The sequence below is a fragment of the Embleya sp. NPDC055664 genome, from assembly GCF_053618075.1.
Map to the genome: position 1 here is coordinate 118,503 of NZ_JBSHGZ010000030.1, position 16,452 is coordinate 134,954.

General features: G+C 71.5%; 13 protein-coding genes. 8 read left to right on the top strand and 5 right to left on the bottom strand.

Annotated features, from left to right (window positions below):
* Positions 1–56 precede the first annotated feature (56 nt).
* On the bottom strand, positions 57–2,786 hold the full coding sequence (locus ACWGR4_RS35520; protein ID WP_452133208.1) for a hypothetical protein: 2,730 nt from the start codon (positions 2,784–2,786) through the stop codon (positions 57–59).
* A gap of 174 nt (positions 2,787–2,960) precedes the next feature.
* Here ACWGR4_RS35520 and ACWGR4_RS35525 point away from each other — a divergent pair, with 174 nt between their 5' ends.
* The 3 genes from ACWGR4_RS35525 to ACWGR4_RS35535 all read left to right on the top strand — a co-directional run bounded on the left by ACWGR4_RS35525 (position 2,961) and on the right by ACWGR4_RS35535 (position 6,964).
* Positions 2,961–5,108, top strand: a complete 2,148-nt coding sequence (locus ACWGR4_RS35525; RefSeq protein ID WP_452133209.1) for a heavy metal translocating P-type ATPase — start codon at positions 2,961–2,963, stop codon at positions 5,106–5,108.
* A 75-nt stretch (positions 5,109–5,183) separates the two neighbouring features.
* Positions 5,184–6,194: a phosphotransferase family protein gene (locus ACWGR4_RS35530; protein WP_452133210.1), complete on the top strand. Its 1,011-nt coding sequence runs from the start codon at positions 5,184–5,186 to the stop codon at positions 6,192–6,194.
* A 188-nt stretch (positions 6,195–6,382) separates the two neighbouring features.
* A complete protein-coding gene (locus ACWGR4_RS35535; RefSeq protein ID WP_452133211.1) occupies positions 6,383–6,964 on the top strand; it encodes a hypothetical protein in 582 nt (193 codons plus the stop codon).
* Positions 6,965–6,977: 13 nt separating this feature from the next.
* Here ACWGR4_RS35535 and ACWGR4_RS35540 read toward each other — a convergent pair whose 3' ends face one another.
* Both ACWGR4_RS35540 and ACWGR4_RS35545 read right to left on the bottom strand, forming a co-directional pair.
* Positions 6,978–8,069, bottom strand: coding sequence for a Gfo/Idh/MocA family protein (locus ACWGR4_RS35540; protein WP_452133212.1), 1,092 nt, complete (start codon positions 8,067–8,069; stop codon positions 6,978–6,980).
* A gap of 159 nt (positions 8,070–8,228) precedes the next feature.
* The gene (locus ACWGR4_RS35545; protein ID WP_380010089.1) at positions 8,229–8,702 is read right to left on the bottom strand and encodes a hypothetical protein; all 474 of its coding nucleotides are present in this window, start codon (positions 8,700–8,702) and stop codon (positions 8,229–8,231) included.
* Between the two features lie 94 nt (positions 8,703–8,796).
* On the opposite strand from ACWGR4_RS35545, the gene ACWGR4_RS35550 reads away from it, so the two are divergent.
* The 3 genes from ACWGR4_RS35550 (at position 8,797) to ACWGR4_RS35560 (ending at position 11,888) form a co-directional block, all read left to right on the top strand.
* The gene (locus ACWGR4_RS35550) at positions 8,797–9,249 is read left to right on the top strand and encodes a PaaI family thioesterase (protein WP_452133213.1); all 453 of its coding nucleotides are present in this window, start codon (positions 8,797–8,799) and stop codon (positions 9,247–9,249) included.
* Between the two features lie 139 nt (positions 9,250–9,388).
* A complete protein-coding gene (locus ACWGR4_RS35555; RefSeq protein WP_452133214.1) occupies positions 9,389–11,041 on the top strand; it encodes an AMP-binding protein in 1,653 nt (550 codons plus the stop codon).
* Positions 11,042–11,078: 37 nt separating this feature from the next.
* Positions 11,079–11,888, top strand: a complete 810-nt coding sequence (locus ACWGR4_RS35560; RefSeq protein WP_380010080.1) for a PaaX family transcriptional regulator — start codon at positions 11,079–11,081, stop codon at positions 11,886–11,888.
* 174 nt (positions 11,889–12,062) lie between these two features.
* On the opposite strand, the gene ACWGR4_RS35565 is transcribed toward ACWGR4_RS35560, so the two are convergent.
* Both ACWGR4_RS35565 and ACWGR4_RS35570 read right to left on the bottom strand, forming a co-directional pair.
* Complete coding sequence (locus ACWGR4_RS35565) at positions 12,063–13,157, bottom strand: alpha/beta hydrolase (RefSeq protein WP_380010077.1); 1,095 nt, start codon at positions 13,155–13,157, stop codon at positions 12,063–12,065.
* A 40-nt stretch (positions 13,158–13,197) separates the two neighbouring features.
* On the bottom strand, positions 13,198–14,226 hold the full coding sequence (locus ACWGR4_RS35570; RefSeq protein WP_380010074.1) for an alpha/beta hydrolase: 1,029 nt from the start codon (positions 14,224–14,226) through the stop codon (positions 13,198–13,200).
* A 243-nt stretch (positions 14,227–14,469) separates the two neighbouring features.
* Between ACWGR4_RS35570 and ACWGR4_RS35575 the strand changes: the two genes are divergently transcribed.
* Together ACWGR4_RS35575 and ACWGR4_RS35580 are read left to right on the top strand one after the other, a co-directional pair.
* Positions 14,470–15,108 (top strand): hypothetical protein, encoded by a 639-nt coding sequence (locus ACWGR4_RS35575; protein ID WP_380010071.1) that lies wholly within the window; start codon positions 14,470–14,472, stop codon positions 15,106–15,108.
* Positions 15,105–16,361 carry a PrsW family intramembrane metalloprotease gene (locus ACWGR4_RS35580; protein WP_452133215.1) on the top strand — a complete coding sequence of 419 codons (1,257 nt, stop codon included), beginning with the start codon at positions 15,105–15,107 and terminating at the stop codon, positions 16,359–16,361. Before ACWGR4_RS35575 ends, ACWGR4_RS35580 begins: the two co-directional genes overlap by 4 nt.
* Positions 16,362–16,452 lie beyond the last annotated feature (91 nt).

A 16,452-nucleotide genomic window follows, 5' to 3' on the forward strand; every position in this document is an offset into this window, starting at 1 on the left:
TGCGGCTCGGGGTTGTGCGTTGCTCTGTGTGGTGTCGGACCGGGCGTTCTCGTGGGTCAGTGGGCGTTCGGGGGGAGTAGGCGGGTTGCGGCGGTCGGGTTGGGTGGTGGGGGGTCGGTGGGGCGGGGTGGGATCCGGGCCGCGGTCGGTCCCGTGGGCGGGGTTTCGTCGAGCCCGGGGTCGAGGGTTGTTCGAGGGAGGGCCGCGGATGTGGGTGGTGGCTCGGTGGGGTGGTCCGCGGACGTGGCGGGTTCCGGAGGGGTGCCCAGGATCGATGCGGGGGCGGGTTCGGGGCCGGTGAGTGGACGCCCGTCGAGGAGGTCCAGGGTTGCGGCCAGGCTGGCGGCGGCGGCTCGGGCGGCGCCGGCGACGACCGGGTCGCCGGTGTGCGCGGCGAGGTCGGCGAGTTCGCGTTCGGCCTCGGGGCGGTCGGCGATCAGGGTGTGGCGCAGGTCGGTGAGTGGTCCGGCGATCCAGGATTCGGCTTCCGCCTCGGTCTCGACCACCCGTCGCATCGCGTCCACCCAGCGGCCGATCGTGCCCAGCGACTCACGCGCGTATTCGAGCAGTCGCCGGCGGGCCGGGCCCTCCAGGCGGTGGCCCTTGCCGTTGCGGAACTCCTCGTCGATGGCGGACAGCCGGTTCTCCAGCTCGTGATGCTTGGTGAGCCGGCGCAACGTCTCGGCGACCTCCTCCAGATCGCGCCGGTCGTTGCCGCCCGCGAGCCGCAACATGCGACCGAGCAGGCCGTCCTCGGGACGCCACCACAGCTGGGCGATCGAGGTCGCGCGCGGGAAGCGCAGGTGGCGCGGGTGTTGCAGGGCCTCGGCGGCGTCGGCGGCACAGGTCGCGGCGCCCGCCTCGGCCTCTGCCAGGGCGGCCAGGGCGCCGAGGTTGCGCGAGCCGCCGAGCAGGCCCTGGGCGGAGCCGGTGGCGATGTGTCGGGCCAGGCCGGCCACGGCGGGCAGGTCGCTCAGGCCGGCGGCGGCCTCCTGGAGCAGGCCGTACGTGCTGTGCCCACACAACACGGCGGCGCGGGCGGCGGCGGCCACGGTCAGCAGCTGGGTCGCGCGGTCGTGGCTGGGCGAGCGCATCGCCATCTCGTCGAGTTCGTCCCGTAGCGACATCGCGAGCGCGCCGGTGTCCGAACGCGCGCCGTCGGCGAGGGCGAGGGCGCGCAGCGCGGAGACGCGTTCCGGATCGTGGGCGCCGTGGGCGTGCGCGGAGGCGTAGTCGCCGCGACCGATCAGCTCGCCGAGCAGGGCGACGGATTCGCGGTCGGGGGCGGTCGGGGGCACCGGGTCGGCGGAGTCGCTTTGTCGGGCAGGTTCGGTTCGGCCGGTGCGCCCGGTCTCCTCGGTCTGCTCGGGTTCCTCGGGTTGCGCCGTCGTCTCGTCCGCGCCGGCGCCCGATGCGGTCTTCTCGTTGCGCTCGACCGGGTCGACCCGGTCCTCCCCGGTGTCCTCCGTTTCGGGTGACGCGGTTTCGGCTGCCGGGGACGAAGCTTGCGGCGGCTCTTCGGTATCGCCGGCCGGTTCGGGTGGGGCCTCGGTTTCGGCCTCGGTGTTCGGGGTGGGGTCCGATGTCCGGTGCCAGGACAACCGGCCGCGTAACGCGGCGTTGACGATGGTCGGGTCGGGCAGGTGAAGGCGGACCGTTTCGGCCAACTCGTCCACGCCGTCGTCGCGGTCCGCCGCGATCGCGTCGATCAGCGCGCCGAGGTCGGCCAGGGCGCACACGCGGCGTCGGTCGTCCGGTTCCCAGTTTTCGTGACGCTCGCTCAGGTCGGCGGCCAGCTCGCGGAGTTCGTTGATCGCCGGCTCGTGTGCGGGTGGGCCGTCCAGGCGTCGGAAGCGGTCCACGTCGGCGAGTTCGCGAGCATGTACGGCGGCCTCGTGCGCGGTGATCGTGGCGACCAGGCCCGGTCGGTCCTCGGGCAGGGTGTCCGGTTCGGCGCCGACCAGCGCACCGACCGCCTCGCGGGCCTCGGTCACCGCCGGGCCCACGAGCGTGAGCATGGTCAGGTCGGCGTCCTCCGGGGCCCGGCCGGCCGCGACGGCGGCGGTGATCGAGTCGGCGGCGGCCCGGGCCCGGCCGAGCGCGTCGTCGAGCGAGCGCAGCGGGGACGGGGGTTCCTCGCCGCCACACATCCGGTCGCGGCAGAACTCCTCGAATCGGCGGCAGGCGGCCACGATGTCGGTGATCACGTCGGCGGGCCAGCCGGGCAGCGCGAGATCGGCCTCGGTGAGGACGAGACGCAGCAGCGCGGCGGCCTGGCAGCTGAAGCCCCAGTCGGCGAGCGCGGTGAGCCGGACCAGGTCGGGGGTGAACCCCGAGGTCTTCAGGCTCTCCAGGATCTCGCCGTCCAGGGCGTCCGGGTCGGTGTCCAGCGTCGCCGGCAGTAACACCCGCAGTACGGGCAGCGTGACGACCTGGGCGGTGTAGCCGCGCACGCTCGCGGTCTGCTTGCGCAGCCGCTTGAGCGCGTGTTCCGCGATCGCGGGGGTGGGGCGCCGGGCGGGCGGGACCCGCAGGGCACGCAGGGTGTCGGTACGGGTGGGGTTGGGCAACCGCCACAGTGCGTCGGCGAGGACGTCGGGGGCGATTGCCGCCAGACAGTCGACGAGTGGGTCGCCGAGGCGGGCCAGTTGTACGGCGACCGCCGACTTTTCCCGGGCTATCTCCTGTTGATCGTGGTCCGGATGGTCCAGGAAGGGCTGCAGTTCGCCCGACGAGGTCGCCCACCACAACCAGTCGACGCTGCGGGACCGGGGTTGACGCACCATTTTGGCCTCCCGGGGGAGAGGGGCTGGTCTCTGGTTATACCGCCGCAGGCCCGAGATGCGGACGGTTCTGTCGGAATCACAAGGAATCAGCGCGGGTCGGTCGGTGTTGTATATACCCCTGGGTGGTATATGTGATGGATTGCGGCGGCCGAGGAGTCGAGGGAAGGGATCACGATGGAGCGCGGGCGGATCGACCGGGACGAGCATGCGAGCCGGGACGGGGATCCGAGCGACGCGGAACTCGCCGACGGGGCGAGGCGGGTGGCACCCGGCACGCATGGTGGCGGGCACGGCGAGCACGCCGGGCATGGCGGGCACGAAGGGCATGGCGGGCACACCGGTCATGCCGGGCACGCCGAGATGTTTCGGCGGAAGTTTCTGCTGAGTCTGCTGCTTTCCGTCCCGGTGCTCGTGTTGAGCCCGATGCTCGCGGACGTACTCGGTTACCACGAGCCCTCGTTCACCGGATCCTCCTGGATTCCGCCGCTGCTCGGCACCGTCGTGTTCGGTTACGGCGGGTGGCCGTTCCTCACCGGCGCCCGCGACGAACTGGCCGCGCGACAGCCGGGGATGATGACCCTGATCGCGATGGCGATCACCGTCGCGTTCGGCGCGTCCTGGGCCTCCACTTTGGAGATCGCCTCGCACGACCTGGACTTCTGGTGGGAACTGGTCCTGCTGGTCGACATCATGCTGCTCGGCCACTGGTTGGAGATGCGGGCGCTCGGCGCCGCCTCGGGAGCCTTGGACGCGCTTGCCGCGCTGCTCCCCGACGAAGCGGAACGGGTGTGCCCGGACGGGGAGTTCGAGCGCGTCCCGGCGGCCGAACTGGACATCGGCGACACCGTGCTCGTGCGTTCCGGTGGGCGCGTACCGGCGGACGGGACGATCGCCGAAGGCGCCACCGAGTTCGACGAGTCGATGATCACCGGCGAATCCCGGCCGGTGCCGCGCGGAGTGCGGGACACCGTGGTCGCCGGTACGGTGGCGATGGACAGCGCGGTACGGGTCACCGTGACCGCGACCGGTGAGGGCACCCAACTGGCCGGGATCCGGCGGTTGGTCGCCGAGGCGCAACAATCCCGGTCGCGCGCCCAGGCGTTGGCCGATCGGGCGGCGGCGCTGCTGTTCTACTACGCGGCGGGCGCGGCCGTACTGACGCTGCTCGCCTGGTCGTTGCTCGGCGAGGGCGGATCGGCGATCGAGCGTACGGTCACCGTCCTGGTGATCGCCTGCCCGCACGCGCTCGGCCTCGCCATCCCGCTGGTGATCGCGATCTCCACCGAACTCTCGGCGCGTCAGGGCATCCTGATCAAGGATCGGATCGCGCTGGAACGGATGCGTGACGTCGACGTGGTGCTGTTCGACAAGACCGGCACCCTCACGCGCGGCGCGCCGGCGGTGACCGGGGCCGTCGCGGCGCCCGGATGGCACGAATCGAAGGTGCTGCTGCTCGCCGGCGCGGCCGAGCGGGAGAGCGAACATCCGCTTGCCCGGGCGATCATACGGGCCGCCGAGGAGCACGGGCGGCCGGATGCCGCGACCGGGTTCCGGTCGAAGACCGGGCGCGGGGTGGAGGCGGACGTGGGCGGGGTCCGGGTTCGGGTCGGCGGGCCCGCACTGCTGCGGGAGACGGGTGTCCGGGTGCCCGACGAGGTGGCGGCGACCACCGACGAGTGGGTCGGGCGCGGCGCGGCGGTGTTGTACGTGTCGGCCGACGACGAGGTCGTCGGGGCGTTGGCCCTGGAGGACGAGATCAGGCCCGAATCCCGGGACGCGGTGCGGGAGTTGCATGCGGCCGGGGTACGGGTGGGGATGCTCACCGGGGACGCGCGCCAGGTGGCCGCCCGGGTGGGCCGGGAACTCGGGGTGGACGAGGTCTTCGCCGAGGTGTTGCCCGGCGACAAGGACGCCAAGGTGGCCGAACTCCAGTCCCGGGGCCTGCGGGTGGCCATGGTCGGCGACGGTGTCAACGACGCCCCGGCGCTGGCCCGGGCCGACGTCGGCATCGCGATCGGTGCGGGCACGGACGTCGCGGTGCAGTCGGCGGGCGTGGTGCTGGCCTCCGACGACCCCCGCGCGGTGCTGGGCGTACGCCGATTGTCCACCGCCGTCTACCGCAAGATGCGGCAGAACCTGGTCTGGGCGGCGGGCTACAACATCGTCACCGTCCCGCTCGCCGCCGGCGTGTTGGCCTGGGCGGGCGTGGTGCTCCCGATGGAGGTGGGAGCCATCCTGATGAGCCTGTCCACGGTCGTGGTCGCCCTCAACGCCCAGCTGTTGCGCCGGTTGGACCTGCGCCCGCAGGCGTTGGAGGAGTGAGCGCACGGCCCGTGTGACGCGGTGGCCGTTTCGGTCGGGCGATCGGCTCGCGACTGCGGCGTTAGGCTCCCTGGCGTGATCGGCGATGGGGATGCGGGCGACGACGCGGCGCAGTGGCGGGCCACGCGGGCGTGGGTCGAGCGAGCGTTGCCGGCGGGCGAGCGGGTGGTGGCGGCCGAACGGCTCATCGGTGGGTGGACGTCGGTGATGCGGCGGCTGCGGGTGGTCGGGGGCGATGGGGAACGGGCCCTGGTACTGCGGTCGTTCGTGAAACCTTTCTTTCTCCGGCACGCCGAGGGGCTGTTGGCTCGGGAGGCGGCGATCCTCGCACTGCTCGCCGATGTCGATGCCGCGATCGACGTCCCGGTGGCGCGCTGCCTGGCGGTGGACGCGCGTGGCGCGTACTGCGACCATCCGTCCCTGCTGATGTCGCTGCTCCCGGGCGGGATTCGGCTGGGTGAGGAGGGCGCGGCGGTGCGGATCGGCCTGCTTGCCCGGCAGTTGGTGGCGATCCATGCGGTGCCGGTCACCGAGGAGACCCGGCCCCGGGACTATCAGGCCTGGACCGCGCCGGAGCGGGTGAGCGTGCCGGCCGCACCCGTCCGGGCCGGGGTCTGGCGTCGGGCGGTGGAGCTGATCCGCCGGGAACCGCCCGCGTACCAGGGGTGTTTCCTGCACCGCGACTTCCATCCGGGCAATGTGCTGTTCGCCGGGCACGGCGCCGAGGTGCGGATCTCCGGCGTGGTCGACTGGGTCGAGACCTCGTGGGGACCGGCCGATCTGGACGTGGCGCACTGCTCGACCGCGTTGGCCCTGCTGCACGGGCCCGCCGTCGGGATGTGCTTCCCCGCCGCCTACCTCGCGGCTGGCGGTCGGCTCGCCGACGATCCGGCGGACCACCTGTACTGGCGGCTGCTCGACGCGCTCGCGTTCGCCCCGGACGCGGAGAAGGTGGCGGTGCCGTGGCGGGAGGCGGGACGGGCGGACCTGACATCCGACCTGTTGGGTGCTCGGCTGGAGAAGTATCTCGCCCTGCTGCTCGATCGGTTCGACCACCCGCTCCGGTCGGAACGAACGATTCCGTAGGCCGTACCATCCGTCTGGCGCCATGGAGTCGCCATGGAGTCGGCGCGGGTCGCCGGGGCTTTTCGGGGGAGCGGATGAGGTCTGCGGTCGGTGTCGCGCAAGGTGCCGTGTTCGGGATTCGGGGACGGCACGGTTCGACGGCGCTTCGTAAGTTGCCGGAGGACGTCTGGCGGGGTCCGGCGCTGGGAATGCGGCGGGATTCCGACCGGCACGACAGCTTCGAGGACCTGCTGTACATCGACGACACCCGGCCGGACGGGGGTGGGCGGCACAAGGACTGGCGGCACCTGACGTTGTGGGCCGACCCCGGGCGCGAGTCGGCCGCGATCACGGTCGAGACGGAGTCGGCCGACGATACCGGGGCCGTCTACCGCATCGCCGGCCCGGCGGGCGAGTCGTTGGGGCGGGTCACCCGTCGCCGCGGGAGCGTGCTGCCCCCGCGGCGGACCTCGTGGCACGTCGAACTGCCCGACGGGGGATCGCTGTCCGCGGTCAAGGGCGAGGTGGTCGGTTGGTGCTGGTGGTGGTTGTTCTCGCCGGTGTGGGCGGTGATGGCGGCGGCCATCCTGTTCGGCGGCGAGTTTCCCCGGATGCCGATCAAGACCCGGTGGACGCGCGGTGGAGCGGACGTGTTCCGCTTCTTCGACGACGACTTCGAGAACCGGTACCGGGTCGAGGACGACTGGCCGGACGTACGGGTCCTGTACGGCCTGGCCGCGCTGCATCACGCCCACCCGACCCCGCTGAACTCGCACACCCGAGGCGATTGAGCCGCGGGCGTGCTCAGCCGCAGGCCACCCACGCGCCGCCCGTCGCGGCGGAGGCGCGGATCGCGTCGAGGACACGTTGGCCGGCCACGCCGTCGGCGAAGTCGGCGGGACGCGGGTGGTCGGGGATCGGGTCGCCGGCGATCAGCGCGGCGAAGGTGCCGGCCAGGCGGGCGTAGGGCGCGCGGTCGATGCCCATCGAGTGCAGCAGGTCGTACGCGGTGTGCATCAGGTCGGACGGCGGCGCGATCGGGTCCGGGTTGGCCAGGTCCTCGGGGACGTCCACCCGGCGGTCGCCGGCGGCGTCGCCGAGCCACACGTCGTCGAACTCGACCCAGGCCGTGCCGTGCGTGCCCGCCACACGCGTGGTCATCAGCGGCGGACCGTAGACGCCGGCCGAACTCTGCAGCGTGCCCTCCACCCCGCTCACCGTGCGAAAGCGCACATTGAAGGTGTCCTCCGCGCTCTGCCCCGGCCGATCCGCGACCAGCGGCAGGCCGGCGCTGACCCCTTCGAACTCGCCCAGCGTGTGCCGGATCTGGTCGATCCAGTGCGAGGCGTGAGCGCCGAGCCAGCCGCCGCCGTCCTCGGCCCGGCCCCACCACGCGGGCACCTCGGCGGCCGGGCCGGTCAGTACCGGAATGTGCAACAGCCAGGTGGCGAGCCGGGGTTCGCCGATCGCGCCGGCGGCGATCAGTCGGGCGAGCAGCGCCTGGGACGACTGCCAGCGGAACTCGGTGCCCAACAGGTGCACCACACCCGCCTGTTCGGCGGCGGCCAGCATCCGGGCCGCCTCGGCCGCGTCGCTCGCGAACGGCTTCTCGCAGACCACGTGCTTCCCGGCCGCGATCGCGGCGAGCACGATCTCGGCGTGGGTGTGCGGGGGCGTGACCACGCTCACCGCGTCCACGCCGTCGAGGGCGAGCGCCGCGTCGAGGTCGGTGTACGCGTGCGGGACGCCGAAGCGCTCGGCGCGCTCGGCGGTGCGGGCGGGGTCGCGGCCGACGAGGGCGCGTACCTCGAAGCCCGCGTCCCGGAACGCCGGCAGGTGGGTGATGCACCCGAATCCGGTCCCGACGATCGCCACACCCAGTTTTTCCCGCGCCATGACGTCGCTCTCCTTGTTGTGGGCCGAGGGCCGGCAAGCCGAAGGCCGAGGGCCGACAGACTGTGGGCCGGGCCGAAACGGGGGCCTACGGTAAGGGAAGCTGTCCAAATTCGCCATCGTGGTGCCGTGTGACGAAGCGCATCCGGCGGGTGGGGGTGATCAGCCGGGGCGGTACGCCGACACGTCCTCGGTGGTCAGGCGTACCCGGGTCGGCCGGTCGTCGGTCGACGCGGCCGGCCCGGCGGCGGGCGGGTCCAGCAGCAGCCCGATCCGCTCGCGCTCCGCCGCCCCCGGCAGCGCCGCCTCGACTTCGTCGGCCGGATACCCGAACAGGTCCACGTCCCGCCACACCACCGGGTCCGTCGTCGTGCCCGGCAGTCGCTCGAAGGCGATGGTGCGGCACCCGTGTTCGGAGCCGGTCACATCCACGCGCAGGGCGCCCAGGGAGCCGCCGAAGCTCCAGAACCTCCGGTGGCCGTCGTCGTGGTAGCGGGTGCCGGCGCAGGACCAATAAGCGCGTACGTCCAGAACCGTGGACAACGTCCACTGGGCCCGCTGCTCGCTCATCCCGAAACGCAACACGCCGGCGCCGCGCGGCAGCACCACGCCCACGCCCGGCAGCAGTTCGAACACGTCCCGATTGTGCCCGAGGGCGCACGGCGGCGGGCGGGCCGACTCTGATATCGATGGTCGGGCATCCGGCTCCCGAACGAACGGTGGTAGCGCCATGACCGACACCCCCGACGGCCCGTCGACCGGCCCCCTCGGGCTCGACTTCGCCGAGACGGTGCTCGCGGCCCAGCCGTTCAGCCGGCTCGTCGGCGCCCGGGTCACCGAGTTCGGTGCCGGGCGGGCCACCCTCGAGGTCGACGTGCGGGACGAACTCCGGCAGCAGAACGGCTACTTGCACGGCGGCGTGCTGGCGTATGCGGCGGACAACGCGATCACCTTCGCCGCGGGCAGCACGCTGGGGGCGGCGGTGCTGACCGGCAGTGTCCAGGTCCAGTACCTGCGGCCGGCGCAGGGGGTGATGTTGCGGGCCGAGGCGCACGTGGTACATGCCGGGCGGCGGCAGGCGGTGTGCGATTGCACCTTGGTCATGCGCGCGGAGAACGGCACCGAGACGGTCTGCGCGATCGGTCGCGGCACGGTGCTGGTGGTGAACGGGGGGTCGGCCTGAGGGGGCGGCGGGTGGTCGGGGCGTCGGGTGGTGGGGCGGTGGGCCGCGTCGGCTGCGGGTGTGCCGAGGGGATGTCATCCCGTGCGGGTGTCGCGTACCGTTGACTGTCGTCACGATGGCAACAGGATGAGGTGCCCTCATGCAGCTCCGTCCCTCCGCGCACGTCGACACGTTCTGCCGGGACCGGTTGCCGCCCGTCGAGCAGTGGCCCGAACTGGTCTTCGATGTGCCGGAGGTCCGCTACCCCGACCGGCTCAACTGCGCCGCGGCCCTGCTCGACGACACCATCGCCCGACACGGGGCCGAACGGCGGTGCCTGGTCACCGCGACGCAGACCTGGACGTACGGCGACCTGCTCACCCGCGCCAACCAGATCGCGCATGTCCTGACCGAGGACCTGGGCGTGCTGCCCGGTCATCGGATCCTTCTGCGCGGCCCCAACAACCCCTGGCTGGTCGCGAGTTGGTTCGGCGCGCTGAAGGCCGGCGCGGTCGTGGTGACCACCATGCCGCTGCTGCGCGCGCACGAGCTCGACACCATCCACCGGATCGCCCAACCGGTTGTAGCCCTGTGCGACCACCGCTTCACCGCCGAGTTGGAGGCCGCCGACACCCCCGGGCTGCGTGTGGTCGACTACGGCGGGGCGGGTGAGGGTACGTTGGCCGCTCGCTGCGCCGCGAAGAGCACCGTGTTCGAGGCGGTCGACACCGCGTGCGACGACGTGGCGCTGATCGCGTTCACGTCCGGGACGACCGGGCGGCCCAAGGCGACGATGCACTTCCATCGGGACGTGTTGGCGATCGCCGACACGTTCTCCGCGTATGTGCTGCGGCCGGAGCCGACCGACCTGTTCACCGGGACGCCACCGCTGGGCTTCACCTTCGGGCTCGGTGGGCTGGTGGTGTTCCCGCTGCGGGTGGGCGCTGCCACGCTGCTCCTGGAGCGGGCGACGCCGGAGGAACTGGCGGCCGTGGTGGCCGAGCGGCGGGTCACCGTACTGTTCACCGCGCCCACCGCGTATCGGGCCATCCTCGGCGCCGGGCTCGTCGACCTGCTCGCGGGCGTGCGGCGGTGCGTGTCGGCGGGGGAGGCGTTGCCGGTCGGGGTGTGGCAGGCGTACCACGACGCGATCGGGACGCGGATCATCGACGGGATCGGGGCGACCGAACTGCTGCACGTGTTCGTCTCCGCGGCCGACGATGCGATCCGGCCAGGGGCGACCGGGCTGCCGGTACCGGGTTTTCGGGCCGTGGTGCTCGGGCCGGACGGTTTGCCCGTGCCGGATGGGACGCCGGGGCGGTTGGCGGTGAAGGGGCCGACGGGATGTCGCTATCTCGATGACGCTCGGCAGGTCGACTATGTGTGTGATGGGTGGAATATCACCGGTGATACGTATGTGCGGGATGAGGATGGCTATTTCTGGTATCAGGCGCGTAGTGACGACATGATCGTGTCGTCCGGGTACAACATCGCCGGTCCCGAGGTCGAGGCGGTGCTCGGTACGCATCCGGACGTCGCGGAGTGCGGGGTGGTCGGGGCGCCGGATGTGCGCAGGGGGCTGGTGGTCAAGGCGTATGTGGTGCTGCACCCGGGGGTGAGTGCGGACGAGGCGACGGCGCGGGCGTTGCAGGGGTTCGTGAAGCAGACGATGGCGCCGTACAAGTACCCGCGCCTGGTGGAGTTCGTGGACGAGTTGCCGCGTACGAACACCGGCAAGCTGCGGCGCGGGGAGCTGCGGCGGCGCGCGGCCGAGGGTACGCCGGTCGCCGGGGCGGGGCCCGCGCCCGGATAGGATCACCGCCGAACCAGACTCCGCGAGGAAGGCGACCATGGCGGAGACCTCGGCCCGGCCCAGCTCCCTGATCAACACCGTGTACGGCGCGTTCGTGCGCGGGCTCGGCGGGTGGATCTCGATCGCCGACCTGATCGTGCTGATGGGCGAACTCGGCGTGGACGCACCGGCGGTGCGGTCGGCGATCTCGCGGCTGAAGAAGCGCGGCACGCTCATCCAGGAGCGGCGGGAGGGAACCGGCTATCGGCTGAGCCCGGCGATGGAGTCGATCTTCGACGAGGGCGATCGGCGGATCTTCGGCAATCTGGAGCCGGCGCGGCTGTCGGACGGGTGGGTGCTGGCGATCTTCTCGGTGCCCGAGTCGGAGCGGGCGCATCGGCACCAGTTGCGGTCGCGGTTGACGTGGCTGGGGTTCGGCAACGTGTCGCCGGGGGTGTGGATCGCGCCGGCGCGATTGTTGGAGGACGCTCGGCGGACGCTGGAGCGGGTTGAACTGGCGGACTACGTACACCTGTTCACGGGGGATGCGGCCAGTGCGACGCGGCTCGGCGAGGCGGTCGGGGAGTGGTGGGACTTCGAGGCGATCGAGGAGCAGTACGCGCTGTTCACGGACGCGTATGGGCCGGTTGCGGCGGAGCTTGGGGGGCGGGCGGTGATTTCGCCGGGGGAGGCGTTTCGGGCCTATGTGCCGATGCTCACCCAGTGGCGGCGGTTGCCGTATCTCGACCCCGGGTTGCCGGCGGAGTTGTTGCCGGCGGACTGGAACGCGGTGGAGGCGCGGAAGGTGTTCCTGTCCCTGCACTCGCTCCTTGCGGAGGGGGCGGGAGTCCACGTACGCGAGGTGTAACGCACCCGCGCCATGCGGCCGGGCTGTTTGGCCTCAGGCGCCGGCCGGGCTGTTTGGCCTCAAGCGCCGGCCGGGCTGTTTGGCCTCAAGCGCCGGCCGGGCTGTTTGGCCTCAAGCGCCGGCCGGGCTGTTTGGCCTCAAGCGCCGGCCGGGCTGAGTTTACGTTGCCTTTGTTCAGACCATCGTTTTGGTCAGCCAGCGGAAGACGTCGGGGACCATTCGGCGCCAGACGTCTGTGCCGTGGCCACCGCCGGAGATTTCGGCGACTGTGATGGCTGTGGAGGGCTTGGCGGCGGCCTTGAGGGCTTGGGCGTCGCCGAAGCCGTCGCCCTTTTCGCCGGCCATGTAGAGGGCGACCTTTGGGGGTTGGTGGGCGTTTTTGAGGATCGTCAGGGGGTTGGAGGAGATTCGCAGGGCCGGGTCCTTCGAGGTGACCGAGTCGGACTCGCCCTTGGGGTCGTTGTAGCCGGACAGGCTGACCCCGGCGCCGTAGCGGTCCGGGTGGAGGAGGGCCATTCGGGTGGCGCAGTGGGCGCCGGCCGAGTAGCCCGCGATGGCCCAGTGCTTGGGGTCGGACTCGGCGCGGAAGTTGTCGATCACCATGCGCCGCACGTCGCCCGAGATCCAGGTGTCGGCGTTGGCCTTGCCCGGGACGTCCGCGCAGCCGGTGTCCTCCTGGCCCGCGAGCAGCTTGGTGCGCGGCGAGACCAGGATGAACGGGGCCACCTCGCCCTTGGCCATCATGCTCTTGAGCTGCTTGTTCACGTCCAGCGTGCCGAACCAGGCCTTGGCCGAACCCGGGTAGCCGGGCAGCAGTTCGACGACCGGGAACTTTTTGTCCGCGAACGCCGGGTCCTTGTACTGCGGCGGCAGCCACACGTAGACCTCGGCCTCGACCCCCGACTGCGGGCCCTTGAGGGTGGTCTCCTGGACGCCCTCGCCCATCTTGCCGTCACCGACCGGATCGAACTTGGTGAGCAGCTTCTGCTCGGGCGCCGGCGGCGGAGCGGGCTCGCGCGCCTCGACCACGTGGCTGCCGCCCGTACCGAGGAAGTCGTCCCACGTGTCGTAGAGGCTGTTCGCGTTGTTGACCATGACGAAGACCATCAGGATGGCGGTGAACTGGCAGGTGACCAGCATGAACAGCCGGGCGATGATTTTCACCGGCTTGGGGCCCGGGATGTGGTTCCACGCGAACAACGCCAGCACCACGGCCGCTATCGCCAGCACGATGGTCGTTATGTAGAAGGGGGTACCGGTCAGACTCACTGTCGTCTTCCAGGGTGATTCAGCGACGATCCGGACACGGTCAGTCGGCGGTGGGTGGGGGCATGTGCCGGCCGAGCCAGCCGAGCAGGTCGGGAATCATCTTCTTGAAGTGCGAAGTGAGATGCCTGCCGGCGGGCTGCTCGTAGTACTCGATGCGAACGGGTGGCGCCGCCTTGGCGACGAAGGCCTTGACCAGGCGTACCTCGGCCGCGTCCCCGCCGCCCGCGGTCGCGAGCACGTCGATGTTCGCCTTGCCTTCCGCGATCATGCGATCGGGGCTGTTGGCCAGCCGCTCCGCCTCGTGGCCCTTCCACAGCGGGCTGTCCGGGTTGAAGTAGCCGTCGATCGGCACCGCGACCTTGAACTGCTCGGGGTGTTGGAGCGCGAGTTTCACGCTGCAGAACGCGCCCGTGGAGGCGCCCATCAGACCCCAGCCCGCCGGGTCGCGCAGGGTGCGGAAGTTGGCCTTGACCAGGTCGGGGATGTCCTGTGACATCCACGTGCCCATCTTCGGCTGCCCCGGGATGTCGCTGCACTCCAGGCTGCGCTTCTCGTCCTTCTCCAGGTTTTGCACCGGCATCACCATGATGAAGGGGTGGGTCTTGCCCGCCTTCTTCTCGGCTACGGCCATCTGTTGGATCGGCAGTTGGTTGTCGGTCCAGGTGTTGTAGCCATTGCTCTGTCCGCCGGCGTAGAGCGTCAGGACCGGGAAGCCGTGCTTGGCGAAGGCCGGGTCGTTGTACTCCGGCGGCAGCCACACCCACACCTTGCCGGTGACGCCCGACTTGGGACCGGTGTAGCTGGTCATCATGATCGGCCCGACGGCGGTGGTCGTCGCCGTGGTGAAGTTCGTCGTGGGCCCGGTCGGCATGACGACCTTGCTGGGGGCGGGGGGCTTCGCGGGCTGACCGGAGGACTGCCCGCCGGACTGCCGGGGCGTGGCCGTGCTCTTGGCGTGGTCGACCGTGGAGTCGCCGGACGAGGAGCCGCACGCGACCGCGGTCACCGCGAGCAGTACGGCGCCGAGCAGCGCCGTCGCGCGAGGACGGCGTGCGGAAAGGGGGTTCAAGGGAAGAGCTCCGGCAGGCGTCAGGGGGGTGCTGTTGACAAAAACGACCTTAACCGGGCGGTGAAACGGTGATCGGGCTGCTCTGTAACAGCCGTCCATCAATCGGCGGGACGTAAACAGCGTTTTCGTGATTTCCCCGTGACCGGATCACCCCTTCGGCCGATGGCGGAGTGACTTTCCGAAGTGGCGCGGGTACCGGCGCAGACCCTGCCCCCGCAGGTTTCCCACCGACAGGAGCCGCGCTTGTCCGTCACAGCACCGGTCCCGCGACCGCCCTCCCCCGACTCCGCGAACTCGTCGAACTCCTCGAAACCGGATCCCGGCAGGTTGTGGTCACGCCTGATGCGGGGGCCGCACGGGCTGCGGGCGACGTTCGTCGTCGCCGTCGTGATGGTGATCCTGATCGCGGTTCCCTACCTGCTCAACCGCTCTGTGGTCGGCGCCGCGCCGGTGCGGGCCGGGCAGGTGGTCACGCTGGGCACCTTCCGGTACCAGCCCGCGCTCGGCTGGCAGGTCGACCGGGGCGCGTCCCAGGCCGATCTGGTCAGCGTGCTGGTCAAGGGGGCGACCACGTATCGGCTGACCCCGCTGGGCCGGCAGTCCTCGGCGGCGGGCGCGTTCCGGGCGGCGGCGCGCCGTCACGCGGCGACCGGGCGCGGGCGGGTCGGCGGCGACCCCGCCAAGGTGACCACCGCGCGCGGCCTCACCGGCCTGGTCGCGCCGATCACCGGACACACGGTGGCCGGCACACTGACCGTCCTGGTCGCCGGCGGCCAGGGACTGGGCGTGTCGCTCACCGCCCGGCACACCGCGCCGCTGACCGCCGCGATCGCCGACGACGTGGTGACCATGCTCGACTCGGTGGAGGTGACCGCGTCGTGAGTGTGGCTCCGCTGACCGACCGCCGCGGTCGCCGGGACGCGGGCGGCATCGTGCAGCCCACGCGGGCGGCGTTCTGGCTGTATCCGATCGTGCTCGCGCTCGGTGCGGCGAGCGTGGTGCCCAACTTCGTCCGGCTGTCCTCGGCGGCTCCGTCGGGTGCGCTGGTGCTGAGCGTGGTGATCAACACGCTGTGGCTGATCCCGGCACTCGCGGTGATCACCCACCTGGACCTGTTCGAGCGCGAGCCGCTGTCGTTCTGTGTGGCGGCGGTGTTGTGGGGCGGCCTGGTGGCGACCGGATTCGCCCTGGTGGCCAACGACAACCTGCTCAGCTATCTGGCCAAGCTGGATCCGGAGTTCTCCACCGACTGGGGCGCCTCCATCTCGGCGCCGATCGTCGAGGAGACGCTGAAACTGCTCGGCGTGGTGACGCTGATCCTGATCAACCGCCGGGTTTTCGAGAGCGTGCTCGACGGCTTCGTGATCGGCGCGCTGGTCGGCCTGGGCTTCCAGGTCGTGGAGAACATCCTGTACGGGCTGAACGCGGCGATCCAGTCCGGCGAGATCTGGACCGGCGGCGTCGTGGCCAGCTTCTTCGTCCGGGCCGTCGTCAACGGGTTGTGGAGCCACGCGGCGTTCACCGCGATGACCGGCGCGGGCGTGGCGTACGTGCTGGTCGGCGTGCGTCGGCCGCTGCCGGTGCGCGTGGCCGCCGCGATCGCGCTGTACGTGGTCGCCTGGGGCCTGCACTTCGTGAACAACTCGCCGCTCGCGGAGATCGTGCTGCGGCGCACCGACTGGTACCTGACCATCGTGCAGATCGTGCTCAACGGCTTGGTCGTACTGGCCGTGGCGAGCTACGTCTACCGGCTCGCGGCCCGGCAGGAGTTCCGGCGGTTCGCCCGCGCGGTGGGCGACGAGCCGGAGTTGTTGCCGCTGCGCGAGTTGGCCGCGCTCGCGTCGAACAAGACCCGCAAGGACGCGGTGGAGGCGGCCCGGCGCGAGCACGGGCGCAAGGCGGCCCGGGCACGTAGTCGGCTCCAGCGCGCGCAACTGGGCTACGGGGTGGCGCTGTCCCGCTCCACCGACCCGGTCCACGACCCCGGGGTGGCGCGTTGGCATCGGCGGATCGACCGGGCCCGGGCCCAGGTGGTGGCCGCCGACGCGGAACCGCCGCCGAACGCCCCGACCGGCCGGGCCAAGACCCGACCCGAGACACCCCCGGAGCCACCGGAGCTGCCGGAGGTGCCCTAGGCCGCGTATCCAGTCGTGATCAATGAGTGGTGTGGGTGAGGGCGTTGAGCCAGATCATCGCGGCGCGAAGATGGAGGGCGGCGAGGTAGCT